At 50.8% G+C, this 12954-nt stretch carries 11 protein-coding genes; 4 read left to right on the forward strand and 7 right to left on the reverse strand.

Annotation, left to right across the window (positions count from 1 at the left end):
• Positions 1-409: 409 nt before the first annotated feature.
• Positions 410-604, reverse strand: coding sequence for a hypothetical protein (locus GX135_00130; protein NLN84495.1), 195 nt, complete (start codon positions 602-604; stop codon positions 410-412).
• A 600-nt stretch (positions 605-1204) separates the two neighbouring features.
• Here GX135_00130 and GX135_00135 point away from each other — a divergent pair.
• From GX135_00135 to GX135_00150, 4 genes are read left to right on the forward strand one after another with little or no spacing between them, the layout of a single operon-like run.
• Positions 1205-1651 carry a transcriptional repressor gene (locus tag GX135_00135; protein NLN84496.1) on the forward strand — a complete coding sequence of 149 codons (447 nt, stop codon included), beginning with the start codon at positions 1205-1207 and terminating at the stop codon, positions 1649-1651.
• Between the two features lies 1 nt (position 1652).
• Positions 1653-3758 carry a ferrous iron transport protein B gene (feoB, locus tag GX135_00140; GenBank protein NLN84497.1) on the forward strand — a complete coding sequence of 702 codons (2106 nt, stop codon included), beginning with the start codon at positions 1653-1655 and terminating at the stop codon, positions 3756-3758.
• Positions 3742-4044, forward strand: coding sequence for a ferrous iron transport protein A (locus GX135_00145; protein NLN84498.1), 303 nt, complete (start codon positions 3742-3744; stop codon positions 4042-4044). The genes feoB and GX135_00145 overlap by 17 nt, the downstream gene beginning before the upstream one ends.
• A 36-nt stretch (positions 4045-4080) precedes the next feature.
• Positions 4081-4665, forward strand: a complete 585-nt coding sequence (locus GX135_00150; GenBank protein NLN84499.1) for a DUF975 family protein — start codon at positions 4081-4083, stop codon at positions 4663-4665.
• Here the strand turns inward: GX135_00150 and GX135_00155 are convergent.
• From GX135_00155 to GX135_00180, 6 genes are all read right to left on the reverse strand, one after another.
• Positions 4662-5195 (reverse strand): NUDIX hydrolase, encoded by a 534-nt coding sequence (locus GX135_00155; GenBank protein NLN84500.1) that lies wholly within the window; start codon positions 5193-5195, stop codon positions 4662-4664. The two genes, GX135_00150 and GX135_00155, sit on opposite strands and share 4 nt — an antisense overlap.
• A 192-nt stretch (positions 5196-5387) precedes the next feature.
• Positions 5388-6410, reverse strand: coding sequence for a carbohydrate-binding family 9-like protein (locus tag GX135_00160; protein ID NLN84501.1), 1023 nt, complete (start codon positions 6408-6410; stop codon positions 5388-5390).
• 37 nt (positions 6411-6447) lie between these two features.
• On the reverse strand, positions 6448-7407 hold the full coding sequence (locus tag GX135_00165; protein NLN84502.1) for a hypothetical protein: 960 nt from the start codon (positions 7405-7407) through the stop codon (positions 6448-6450).
• A complete protein-coding gene (locus GX135_00170) occupies positions 7404-8864 on the reverse strand; it encodes a family 20 glycosylhydrolase (protein ID NLN84503.1) in 1461 nt (486 codons plus the stop codon). The genes GX135_00165 and GX135_00170 overlap by 4 nt, the downstream gene beginning before the upstream one ends.
• On the reverse strand, positions 8861-11878 hold the full coding sequence (locus GX135_00175; protein NLN84504.1) for an alpha-mannosidase: 3018 nt from the start codon (positions 11876-11878) through the stop codon (positions 8861-8863). The genes GX135_00170 and GX135_00175 overlap by 4 nt, the downstream gene beginning before the upstream one ends.
• 12 nt (positions 11879-11890) lie before the next feature.
• Positions 11891-12954: carbohydrate ABC transporter permease (locus GX135_00180; GenBank protein ID NLN84505.1), on the reverse strand; the 1064-nt coding region annotated here is incomplete at its 5' end.

Consider the following 12954-nt stretch of genomic DNA (forward strand, 5'->3'; position numbering starts at 1 on the left):
TAGATAGAGAGATATCCATAGATATAAATATAGATAATATGATAATAAAATATAATAATATAAATAAATAATAATATACTATATAACTATAATACAATAGGTTAAGTTACTGTTATCCATAAATTCTTTCTCTCTTTTTAGTCATTCTGGGGAGAGATAAGAGAGAAGTGGGGAATTGGTGAATTTGGATTGCTAATTGATTATTGTATGGTCAATTATGAGCCAAAACGCCTCGGTGAATTTGGGTGAATTTGGATTATTTGGATTTTCTGGAAAACCAAAAAAGGGCGGACCATAATCCGCCCCCACGCGTCAATCCAACTCGTCGGAACACCGGTTTTAACCGGTTCGGAGCGCCGGATTTATCCGGTGAAGAATGAACGACAAAAACATCGTTTAATTCATTGTGTCAGATGAAGCTGGCACCAACGACCGGATGAATCCGGTGTTCCTTCAAGCTCAGGGTTTGGGTGGTGGTGGGCGGAGTTGGGTGGTCGGAAGAACATTGTGCCAGATGAATCTGGCACCTACGACCGGATGAATCCGGTGTTCCTCCAAGCTCAGGGTTTGGGTGGTGATGGGCGGAGTCTGATTGGAAGAACATTGTGCCAGATGAATCTGGCACCTACGACCGGATGAATCCGGTGTTCCAACCTGTTCTAAGTTGGCGCTCGGAAAGACGGGTCGGGCTTGGGATTGGGTGTTGGTTTACGTAGTATGGGTGGTCGGCTGGACATTTTTTCCACTAAAAGGCCTGGATTCTTCACTTCGTTCAGAATGACGCGTCGGGGTTTCAGCCTAAAGACCGAAGTGGGGATTGTCATTTAAAGCCTTTTTACTTCCTTGCCACTGGATTCTATCGCTGACGCTCCAGAATGACGGTTCGGGGCTGTCGTAGCGCTGGCTTCAGCCGGCTAAAAATCTGCATTCAGCGTAATCCCGCGTAACAAAATCCCTTTTTCATCCGGATAATCCTGTGTATCCCTAATCTATTAAAAAATCCGCGTAATCAGCGTGAACCAAATGCTCATTTGCAAAAGGTTTGACGGGTCATATTTGCTCTTTTCGGAAAATCGGCTTATTCTATGGTTATGGTCGTGTCCTCATAAAAGCATTTTCCCTGTAAACAATCCGCAGAAAATAAAGGTTGACAGAAAGCACGGGAAAAGAAAGATGCGACTGATTCTCAATAAAAGGAACAGCCATGGAAGACCAAGTTAAAGTGTTTCAAGAGTTTCTGAGCCGCAAAGGTCTCAAGCTCACCCGTCCGCGCCAGGAGATTCTGGACGCGGCGTTTGGTTTACACGAACATTTTGACGCCCAACGTCTGCATCAGGCGCTCAAAAACTCCAAAAGCAACATCTCCCTGGCGACGGTTTACCGCACCCTACCCCTTCTGGAAGAGGCGGGATTGATTCAGCATTCGCTGCGCGCCTCCTCCCGAGATATGTATGAACACATTTACGGACACCCCCTTCACACTCACTGGATTTGTGATGGCTGTGGCAAGGTTCAGGAAACCCCGCTGCACAACCTTCAGGAACAGCTCCTAAAAGAGGCGGAGGGACTTAATTTTAGCCTGGAAGACGTGAACATCCAGGTACGCGGCATTTGTTGGAAGTGTCGCAATACTGAGAATGAGATTCAATGATATGAGTAAGCAAAACCCTGTTATCGCGCTCGCTGGAAACCCAAACGTTGGAAAGACAACGCTTTTCAACGCCATCACCGGCGCGCATCAAACCGTTGGAAACTGGCCTGGCGTCACCGTCGAACGCAAGGAAGGATATTTCATCCGCGAAGGCAAGCGCTATGAGGTCGTTGACCTCCCAGGCATCTATTCACTGGCGGCGGCTTCGCCCGATGAGCAGGTGGCGCGGGATTTTCTCACCTACAAAAAACCCGACCTGGTCATCAACATCGTGGACGCCTCAAATTTGGAGCGCAACCTCTATCTAACCTTACAGTTGATGGAGCTAAAAGTCCCGCTGCTCATAGTTTTTTCCATGTTGGATATCGCCGCTCAAAACGGCATTGAAATAGATTTTGACCACCTGCAAAGCCATCTGGGATGTCCTGTTTGTCCTCTGGTTTTGACCAAACGCTTTGACGCGGGTCAGCTTTTCCACGATATCGACAGCGCGCTGAATCGTGAGCCCTGTGGCGCCGCCGTTCGCTATGACGAGATTGTGGAAAAACACCTGGAAAATATCAGCGGCCTCCTCGATGAATATAAAAAAGAGGAAGCCTGGCCCGTGGCTTGGAAGGAGATTCCCCAGAAATGGACGGTTTTGAAGCTGATGGAGCGAGACCCGATTTTTCACAAGGAACTTCCCTTCGAATGGTCTGAGGCGGTGGAAAAGGAAATCCGCGGGGTGGAAAGCCATCGCAATCAATCCTCGGCGGCGGCGCTGGCGGATGACCGCTATGGCTATATCCGAGGACTGGTGAAGGATGTGGCGCAACACAAAACCGAGGCCGGCTCCACTTTTTCGGATAAAATCGACCGTGTTGTCCTCAGCGGTATCTGGGGTTTACCCGTCTTTTTCGGGGTGATGTATCTTGTTTTCCTGCTGTCGGTTAGAGCAAGCGCGCCCATCATGGATTGGCTGGAGGAAGGGATTTCCTGGCTGATGGTGGACCAATTCGGCGCGCTTTTGCGGGGTTGGAACATCCCGGAATGGATTAGCTATCTGCTTTCAGACGCGCTGGGAGGAGGACTGGCGACCATCGCGTCCTTCATCCCGCCGATTTTCTTCATCTTTCTCAGTTTGTCGATTTTGGAAGACAGCGGCTACCTGGCGCGCGCGGCTTTTATAGCCGATAAATTCATGCGCCGTGTGGGTTTACCGGGCAAAGCCTTCATCCCGCTGGTGGTGGGTTTTGGCTGCACAGTTCCCGCCATCATGGCCACCCGCACCCTGGAAAGCCGACGCGACCGGATTTTCGCTTCCCTGCTGACGCCTTTCATGAGCTGTGGGGCAAAGCTTCCGGTTTATGCCTACCTGTCCATCCTGTTTTTCCCAAAACACGCGGATTTGGCAATTTTCGGGCTCTATCTTTTCGGGATTGTGATGGGCATGATTTTCGCTCTGCTCTTGCGCAAAACCCTGTTCAAGACTGAGCCGGGGAACTTTGTGATGGAATTGCCCGCCTACCACATGCCCACATTCAACGCCATCGGATTGCACACCTGGCACCGCCTGAGGGAATTTATCCTGCGCGCCGGGAAGGTTATTTTGTTGGTAATCGTGGCTGTGAATATCCTGCAGGGGCTCTCTTTCACCCTGAACGGTCAGCAAACCAACGTTTTGGAAATTGCTGGAAAGGCGGTGACACCTCTGTTGAGGCCGATGGGGGTTCCGGCTGGAAACTGGGGCGCATCCGTCGCGCTCATCTCCGGAGTTTTTGCCAAGGAAGCCATTGTGGGCGTGTTGGAAGGTTTTTATCCTGATTCCGCCGCCATTCCAGGAGCTTTTGGCGGAACGGCTTCCGGAATCGCTTTCCTCATCTTCGTGTTGCTCTATTCGCCCTGCGCCGCAACGCTTGCAGCCATGCTGAAGGAACACGGCTGGCGCTGGAGCCTGTTCAGCTTTTTCTATCTGACCGTGTTGGCATGGATTGTGGCGACAGTGGTATATCAATTATTGACTTTCAATGCGGGCTCCTGGCTCTGGCTGGGGGTTAGCGCCGCGCTTGTGCTGATATTTGTTTTCAGCCTAAAATTAATGGGGAAGAAAAATGTTGTCGAATCGTAATATGAACCCGCTGCGTAATTTTGGACGCCATTTCCGTCGTCGCCGAAAAGCGTGTTACTGCAAAGCTGGCGACTGTATCGGCCTGGATGGTCTGCAAAGCGGTCAGGAAGCTCTGGTGACCTGTAACAACGATATTAAAACCATCGAACGCGGACTTTATCACGGCAAAAAAGTGATGAGCCAGCGCAACGAACCGGGTGAGCCAAATATCGTTGTGGCAGTGGGAGACGCCCGCTATGTGTTGGACCGCAGAATCGCCCGGATGATTCGGGTGCGACTGGTTTGAAGCCTCTGAAGAACATCCAAAAAGGGAGTTAACTTTATGAACAACGCGCAGATACGTGCCGAAGCGAGAGATTTGCTCCAGGGAAAATGGGTCAGTTTGATTTTGGTTTGGCTGATTATGAGCGGAATTACCTCGCTGGCTTCGGCTGGCAAGGGTTCCGGGGGAGTCGTGACGCTTGTTCTCACCGGACCGCTGAATCTGGGTCTCGCGGGGATTTTTCTGGGACTTCACAGAAGGCAGGGCTTCCAGTTGGAAGATTTGTTCGCCGGTTTCAAGGATTTTGGCAGAGCCCTGGGTACCCAGCTTCTCATCGCAATTTACGTTTTTCTGTGGATGCTTTTGCTCATCGTTCCGGGAATCATCGCCGCCATCAGCTATTCCATGACTTTTTTCATCCTGAACGAAAATCCCGGCATGGAGGCGCAGGAAGCGATGCGCGAAAGCAAGGTGATGATGAACGGCCATAAAACCGAATATTTTATGCTTATTATGTCGTTTATTGGCTGGGGAATTTTGTCTCTGTTTACGCTTGGAATCGGTTTTCTGTTTCTTTCTTCCTACGTAAATATGTCCAAAGTCATTTTCTATCAGAGAATTAAAAGCGGGGTTTTTGAGGTCTAATAATCCATTTCCAAGCCGGTTTCCAGGTGGATGTATTTTCTGTGGGCGGCGAAGGCGATGGGTGGCAGGGCGTTTAAAGGGAAAAATCTGGCGTCAGCGGCGTCGTCGCCAGCCTTGAGGGTTCCACCCGTGACACGCAGCCTGAAACCCAGGCTCAGAACGCGTTCGTAAATGGGACTATAGCCAAAATGCCAACTGATGAAGCGTTCGACTTCAGCCTCCAACCCGGTCTCTTCGCGCAATTCGGCAAGCGCGTTTTCCTCTGGGGTCATGAAAATTTCCATGTAGCCGCTGGGAAGAGCCCATTTTCCAGCCTGGGGTAGGAATTTGCGCTTCACCAAGAGGATTTCTCCCGCTTCGTTTTGCACAAAAATAGCCACCGCCGGGATGGGGTTTTTATAGTGAACCCGTCCGCAGGATGGGCAGATTAAACGCCGCTTGCCTTCGGCGTCCAAAGCTGGTTGGAGCGGGTTTCCGCAGCCTTGGCAAAATTTCACTTCGGGAAAAACAGGGGTTTCAATATCTTTCATGGTTCCATGATGGAGGAACGCCTGCGGCTGTCAAGAATGAAGTTTTGGCTCCCGCCTGGCTCACACTTTATTCCAAAATGTGGGTCACACGCGGCTTCCTGGTCAGCCCCCCGATTCTTTATCGGATTGCCGTGGTGGGGCGCGAAAAAGACTCTCGAACGTGAACAAAGAGCGGGTCTGGATGGGACAGATTTATTGGCGGCGGAGACGTCCGTTTTCGGAGATGCTCAGGGTGGGGAAAAACTCGGTTTCCAGCGTGGCGACAAAGGAGGCGGAGGTGGTTTCCAAGCGTGGAATGTGGGATTTTCCACCGTAAATGAAAGGCTCAACTCCCAGCGTAGCAAGGTCTTGTGAATAGGAGCCGTGGTCCATCCAATGTTGTTTTTGGGCGTAGTAGAGCTGGCGCAGATATTCCTCAGCCAAAAGGATTTCCGGCAGGCTAAGTCCTTCCGGGGGAAGCTGTTCGGGGTTTTCAAGGAAAAAGACCAGACCCCAGCGTTCCGGATAGTGCATATTGATGAGACCTTGTGGGCTCCAAACCCAGTTGTATTCAGGTTTTCCGGGGATTTTGACATATTCACCATCAACAACTTCGGTATCCCAGTGAACCCGGGAAAAATTGAGGCGCCACCAGTCTCCGGGATTGGGTGGGCAGGCCTTGTGAGCCAATTCCTTGACCGCGTTCCAGGGCAGGAAAACCTCCGCGTTCCAGGCGGTGTCGATGTCGCTGGGGTCGTTGAGCGTCCCTTCAATTCCAATGGCAAGCTTGATTCCAGCGGCTTCCCAGCCGTTGAGGGCGCTGTGTTCATCCCGGTAGGGTTTCAGCAAAAAGAGGTCCCAAAGCGTTCCAAAAGCGTTCAGTTCCAGCTCAAAATATTGATGAGTATCGCCGTCGGGGTCGAGGAAAATTTCAAAATCGTTGTCGTAAAAAATCACGGAATCGTGGTCGGTGAGTTTTGCCCAGATATGGGGTTCCTCCATCCGGGCGGCAAAATAGATTCCTTCATCATCCCAGAGCATTTTGAGCCTGGTATCGTGGAAGGGCGCGGGTTTGAGCTCGCCCTCGATGTCGGTGAAGCTCTGTGTCCAGGGAGCCAAATCCCAGGCCGCGTCATCAAGCCAGCCATCAATTTCGATGGCGCCAGGGCTGCGAAAACAGGGATACATTCTTGGCGCGAAGGGAAGTTTGGGGACGGGAAAAGTGTCGGCGAGCAGGGTGGCGCAGGAAAGAATCAGCGCAACTATAATGATTTTAGGGCGCATAAACAGCCTCCAATAGTTCTTTGACGGTGGTTTGGGCAAGGCAGACGCAAGTATCCGCGGCACCGTAATATATGAATATTTCGTCTTCGGGATTCAGGGTTTTCCCAGCGCTTGTCAGAGCCACAGCGGCAGAAGGGAAAACCACGTTGGGAACCTGGCCGGTGAGTTCGTAAAGTTCGCGCGGTTCCAGGATGTTGTATTTTCCACGCGCCAAAAGCCGGTTTGGAGACTTTAAATCGTGTAGGGAAACACCAGCCTGATAGATGTTTGCGGCTCCGAAATGGGTGGCGACACCGTGGTAGATATGAAGCCAGCCTTCCCGAGTTTTCAAGGGTGGAGGTCCGGAGCCAATCAGTTCATCCCAAAAATGGGGACGACCGGAGAAAACTTCGTCCACTTCATACCAGTCCAACAGGTTTTCAGAAACGGAGCAAACGATTGAGGCGCCTGTCTTTACGCCATCGGAAAGCCTCACCCGGTTGGGACGCTCAAAACGCCAGTATTGGCCATCAATTTTCTGAGGAAAAAGCACGCCATTACGGCTGTCTGGAGTGGAGACAAGTCCTTGGAAATCAAGGCTTTCGAAGTCCGAAGTTTGGAACCAGCTCAAAAAACAGCCTTGGTCGGTATCCAGAGCGCAAATCACGTGGTAAATTCCATCCAGTTCTGTGATACGAGGGTCGTAGATGTGGTAGATTTTGTGGGGACAGGCTTCCAAATCGTTCAGGGGCAGAGGCATGGAATCCAGCTTGAAATCAACCCCGTTTTTGCTCCAGGCTTTGAGGATAAATGTCTGGCGGGCACGGTTTTGCACTCTCAACAGGAGGAGAACGCCGCCATCAAAAAGCACCCCGCCGGGATTGAAAACGGAGCTGACATCCTGCAGAGCGGGGTGTTTGGAAATGACGTCTTCCCTGGTGATAAGCGGATTTTTGGAATGGCGTTTCATAGAATCCAGTTCAGGTCTCGGGTCAATTTCCAGAATTCGTCTGTGTCAATTTCTCTGTCGCCGTTCCAGAGCCTTTCCGCCAGCGGGAACATGCGTCCATTGATTTTTTCTCGGAGGTCACGGACGTTGGTGAGATGTTCGGTCCAGACGTTACCCTGCGCGCCCAACAGCAATTTGGGATTGGCAAAAGTGTATTCTTGGAAGGAAAAATCTAGAACATCCGCCCAGGGGATGATTTGGTGGGTTCCGATTTTGTCATATTTATGGCAACGGGCATCAAAATAGAGCTTTGTGTAGGGCGTGAGGATGTATTTGTTTCCGTTGTCGTGAGCCATGCGAGCCGCGTCGATACCATCGCCGCGCCAAGCCATCACGATTGGTTTTGAATCGATGCCGCCATCCAATATTTCATCCCAGCCGATGACGGTTTTGCCCAGCTTTTCGAGGTGGGTCGCCAGGGTTTTCACCAGCCAGGCTTGCAGGGCTTCCTCGTCTTTCAAGCCATTGTCCCGCATACGTTTCTGGCAGTGGGGACATTCTTTCCAACGCTGTTTGGGGGCTTCATCACCGCCGATATGGATGTAGGGGCCGGGAAAAAGTTCCGCGATTTCAGTGAAAAGTTCCTTCAAAAAGTCGATGGTTTCGTCCTTTCCAGCGCAGAGGATGTCTTCAGAAATGCCCCAAACGTTCATGGGTTCAAATTCACGTGGAAAGCATGCCAGTTCTGGATAGGCGGTCAAAATCGACATGGAATGACCCGGAATGTCGATTTCGGGGATAACTTCGATTCCGCGCTGGCTGGCGTGTTTCAACACGGCTTTGATTTGTCTGAGGCTGTAGTGGCCGCCATAATCGCTGCCATCGGATTCTTTGCGCCAGGAGCCTTTTTCGTGTAACAGAGGAAAACGCTTGCTTTCGAGACGCCAGCCCTGGTCGTCTGAGAGATGCCAGTGAAAGCGGTTGAATTTCAGCCCTACCATCCAATCGAGGTATTTTTTCACGAAATTATGGTCGTAAAAATGGCGGCTGACATCCAGGTGCATTCCACGCCATTGGTATGTGGGCCAGTCTTTTACGCTGATGCGAGGCAGAAGGGCAAAGCGGTCTTCGGTCTGGTTTGAACTGCTGATGTAAAGATGTTGCATCAAGGTGCGCACCGCATAGTTCATTCCTGCAACGCTTTCCGCGTTCAGTGCAAAAAAGCCGGGGCTCACTTCCAGTTCATAGTAGCCATCGGGTTTTTTGCTGGGAAAAGGCTGCAGGTTAAACACGATATCAATTTTAGTACGAGGGTCAACTTCGTAGTATTTAGACACATGCTGGAGGCGTTTCTCAATGTCTGACGCCAAATTGGGAGGGATTGTGTCATTTTCGTCGCTCAGGAAATGAAATCTATACATGCCAGCGAGCGGAAATTCTTTCACGTATTTTTTAAATTTTTTGGGACGGGGAATCATGTTTCCTCCAAAATGAGAATGGTTTTGGTTTCAAAAGGCTTGAAATGAAGCTCCAGAACGGAACTGGGCTTCAGTTTTTGCAATGGGTTTTCCAACATGTCACATTCGAAGATGTGAGTGGGTGGCGCCATAAAGTTCAGCACGGCAACACCTTCTCTGCCTTGGAATTCATGCAGTCGCAAGATGGTTCCGCCTGCATTTTCGGCAGGTTTAACGCTGTCCAGATTGATATGTCCGCTGTTGAGGCTGAAGGGGATTGCGGGTGTTTTTTCGGGAAGTTTTTCCACCGGGAAATACAGCAGGCGGTTCGCGAACTTTTCTGCGGTTTGAAAAACATCGCTGTGGGCATAGTCACCCGCGTGGGGATAAAAGGCGTAACTGTATACGTGGCCGTGGATATCGGCATTTGGGTCAACGTCGGCGGGACTGCGCAGAAGATTGAGTTCCATCTCGTTGTCGCGGATTCTCCAGCCGTATTTTTCATCGCAGATGATGGCGCAGCCGCGTTCGGGCTGGGAGAGGTCGGCAAAACGCTGGGCTGGAACCTCAAAGCGGGCTTCCTCCCAGGCGTTGGCAGGTTTTGCGCTGCGGCTGATTACACCGCCCTGAATACCGTAAACCGCTGTACCGCAATGTAAATCCGGATAAAAATGGACACGCAACATTTTGTGTTTTTCCTGCCATTCCACAAGGTGGGTCACGCGGATAAAAGGCTCGTGGGCATATAGTTCCACCGTTTGACGCAGGCGGGAGTTGCCAATCTTGAGCGCCATGGTCACGCGGTCGAACTGTCCCGGCAGGCTGAAGCTTTCTTCCGTAATCAGGGTAGCTTCATGAGCTTTTTGGGGTTGAGTATCGCGGTAAAAGTGGTTGATATCCCAGGCGCCCCAATCGTTGGGTTCGTCCTCCCAAAGCAGGAGCAGATTGGATTCTGATGCCAAAAGCTCGCGTTGGGAAGCCTTGTCCCAGATGGATGAAATGCCTCCACTTTCGCTGAGTTTCACCTTCAGCCAATTGTTTTCCAATTCCAGTTGGATGGGTTTCTTGAGGTTTTCCCGCTTGGATTGTAAAGCTTTGAAATGGATGGTTTTGGAGCCCCAAGGAGGCAGGCTCAGGCGCACTTTCAGCTCGTTTTCTTCTTCCAGGCAGGGCAGTTCATTTCCTGATTCGTCACAAGGAACACGTCCACAGAAATCATCCGGAAGCTCAATCCATTGCTCCAGTTCCTGGTTACAGGGATTGAAAACCAGGCAGCCCTCACCTTTGTGGCTCATTTTCAGACCCAGTTTTGGAATGAGGGTTTCTTCGGTGAATTGGTCGATGCGGTCGTGGCCTGTAACGCTGATGACATCTGCATCGAAATAGACTTGGCCGATGGATGAGCCGGGCAAAATATCGTGGAATTGCAGGAGCAAGACATCGCGCCAGATTTCGCGCAGGACTTCCGGCTGGTTTTTCACGCCGCAGAGAACGGCTAAAAACTCGGCTTCACCGAGCTTGCGCTCGCTGATGCGGTTGTTTTGTTTCATGGAAGCCTGGGTGGTGTAGGTACCGCGGTGGTATTCCAGATAAAGTTCGCCGTAAGCCACTGGAAGTTCGCTGTGGTCTAGCTTTGAGATGTGGTCAAAAAACTGGGATGAAGGCGCAAAACGGAATTTTGACACGCCTTCCAAATCTTGCTGGCGAAGGCCATATTCGATGTGGTCGCGGGTGGGACCGCCACCTCCGTCACCGATGCCATAAAGGTTCAGAAATCCTTCGCAGACATCGTTTTGCGCGTAGCGTTTTTCGGTTTCCAAAAATGAGGAAGGGTCGTTGGAAAAGTTGTAGTTATTGGTGGGCAATTGATGCGACAAAACCCTGCTGCCATCGATGCCTTCCCACAAAAAAAGGTGGTGGGGAAAAGTGTTAGTTTCGTTCCAGCTAAGCTTTTGGGTGATGAAATGGTCAACCCCGCAGCCGCGCAGATATTGGGGCAGGTTCCCGCTGAAGCCGAAACAATCCGGAAGCCAGAGTACGCGTGGCGCGAAGCCGAATTCGCGGTTGAAAAATTCTTTTCCATAGAGAAACTGTCTGATGATGGATTCCGCGGAAATGAGGTTTGTGTCAAACTCCACCCAGGCAGCACCTTGAACCTCCCAGCGACCGGCGTAGATTTGTTTTTTGGCCTCTTCATAAAGAGCGGGATGATCCTCTTTAATCCATTGATAGAGTTGAGCTTGGGAGGCTCCGAAAACATAATCTGGATAGCGCTCCAAAAGCCTGAGCGCGTTGGCAAAAGTACGCGCACCTTTGCGATGGCTTTCGCGCAGAGGCCACAGCCAGGCCAAATCCAAATGTGCCTGACCCACGCTGAAAGCGGTGAGCGCGCTGGCATGAGCGGGTTTATTTAGCAAATCTGTGAGGATGTTTTCCACCTGCTGGGAATCTCTGTTCCAAAGGTCACAAACCCGGTTCAGGCCACGGATTATGCGCTGTCGGCGAACCGTTCCTTCTGGCAGGGCTTCAGCCAAATCCAGCAGGAGCCCGATATCCATGAGTTTTTGATAGAGCGCTTCGTTGAAGCAAATCAGTGAGCATTCCCGCAGGCGATATTCCTCTTTTTGAACACCGAAAAGGTCGTTGGCGGAAGCGTCGATTAAAAGCTTAAAGCTTTCTCCCGGAAGCAATAACGAAGCGAGCGGCAACAGGTTTTTGGCAGCTTTGTGATACCAATCCACTTTGGGAGTGAAGCCTTGATGGGGAATTCCGTCCAACATCAAACAGGCTTCGCCATCGCAATCAAAAAGCAGTTGGAAGTCTTTGCCAGCCAGTTCTTTGGGAACTTCACCACTAATGCGGAACCAGCCGGTTTCCCAGGGTTTGCCCCAAATATCGCCGGTCTGGATGGGCTGGAAATCCTCTCCGTTTGAGGAATACTCAGCTTTCAGGGGCGATATTTCTTCAATAAGCAGCTTTTTTTTCCTTTCGAGAAGGCGGTGGATACGGGTTAGATGGATTTTTTCGTTGTGCAAAATAAACCTCTTTTATTTTTCCATGGGGACAACAATCCCCTTGATAATGATGTTTTGGAAGAAAACGAAGACCGCCAGGGTCGGAATCGCGGCGATTACCAGCGCGGCGTAACCCACAGAAAGGCTGGCACGCTGCATCAGCTCGTAGATGTGCACCATCAGGGTCCACATGCTTTGATCCTGGCAAACGATGAAGGCGAAAAGGAAATTGCGGTAGGCAGCGTTGAAGGCGCCGAGTGCGATAACCGCCAAAATCGGCTTGGAGAGATAAAGCGTGAATTGCCAGAAAAGACGAAACTCGCCCGCTCCGTCCAAGCTGGCGCTTTCATAAAGTTCGCGGGGCAGGCTGTCGAAAAATCCTTTGAGCAGGAAGATGAAATAGCCATCCGCGGCGGCAGGTAAAACCAAAGCCCAAAAGGTGTTGAGCAGGTTTAAACGCTTGAGCAGCAGGAAGTTCGGAATTCCCATCACCATGGCGGGAAAAGCCATGGTCAGCATGAAAAGCATGATTATTTGATAGCTGATTCGGGGTTTGAACCGACTTAAAGCGTAAGCAGCCAAAGGATTAACCGATACCGCCAGCAAGATGGAAAGCAGGGTGTAGATTAAAGTGTTGCGCAGGGAACGGGCGTCGTTGAACATTTGATCCAAAACCATGGCATAGTTTCGGGTGAGGAACTCCTTGCGTATCTTAGCTTTATGCTCTTTAAAAATGTGGTATTCCACTTGGTGCAAGGGCAGCGGAACGCTCTCAAAATCCTGGGGGATGAGACCCCATTCCCGGTTCAGCTTGTCTGATTTACCGAACTTGGATTTTAAAAAAGCCAACCAAGCTGAATTCAGTTCCTTACCGAGGCTAAAACGAAAATGTCTGCCATCGGCCTGAGTGGTCACAAACTCTTTCCACAGAGAAGCTTGCGGCTCCGAACGAGGTTGATGTGGACTGGGGAAAAGGTCTTCCTCCGAACTGTGGGAACTGCCATAAAAACGGTTGAACGCGGCAAGGTCAAGCGAATCATCCGCCCCAGGAAAACGTGTTTTGAGCCATTGAATCCATTCTGTCTGAGCGGCGGGCA

It is taken from the genome of Candidatus Cloacimonadota bacterium (assembly GCA_012522635.1).
Taxonomy (GTDB): Bacteria; Cloacimonadota; Cloacimonadia; order Cloacimonadales; family Cloacimonadaceae; genus Syntrophosphaera.

Excerpts from the sequence above, each read along its gene's own strand:
- GX135_00170 (NLN84503.1), bottom strand. The coding sequence starts at position 8,864 with ATGATTCCCCGTCCCAAAAAATTTAAAAAATACGTGAAAGAATTTCCG.
- GX135_00165 (NLN84502.1), bottom strand. The coding sequence starts at position 7,407 with ATGAAACGCCATTCCAAAAATCCGCTTATCACCAGGGAAGACGTCATT.
- GX135_00145 (NLN84498.1), top strand. The coding sequence starts at position 3,742 with ATGTTGTCGAATCGTAATATGAACCCGCTGCGTAATTTTGGACGCCAT.
- GX135_00155 (NLN84500.1), bottom strand. The coding sequence starts at position 5,195 with ATGAAAGATATTGAAACCCCTGTTTTTCCCGAAGTGAAATTTTGCCAA.
- GX135_00130 (NLN84495.1), bottom strand. The coding sequence starts at position 604 with ATGTTCTTCCAATCAGACTCCGCCCATCACCACCCAAACCCTGAGCTT.
- feoB (NLN84497.1), top strand. The coding sequence starts at position 1,653 with ATGAGTAAGCAAAACCCTGTTATCGCGCTCGCTGGAAACCCAAACGTT.
- GX135_00135 (NLN84496.1), top strand. The coding sequence starts at position 1,205 with ATGGAAGACCAAGTTAAAGTGTTTCAAGAGTTTCTGAGCCGCAAAGGT.
- GX135_00150 (NLN84499.1), top strand. The coding sequence starts at position 4,081 with ATGAACAACGCGCAGATACGTGCCGAAGCGAGAGATTTGCTCCAGGGA.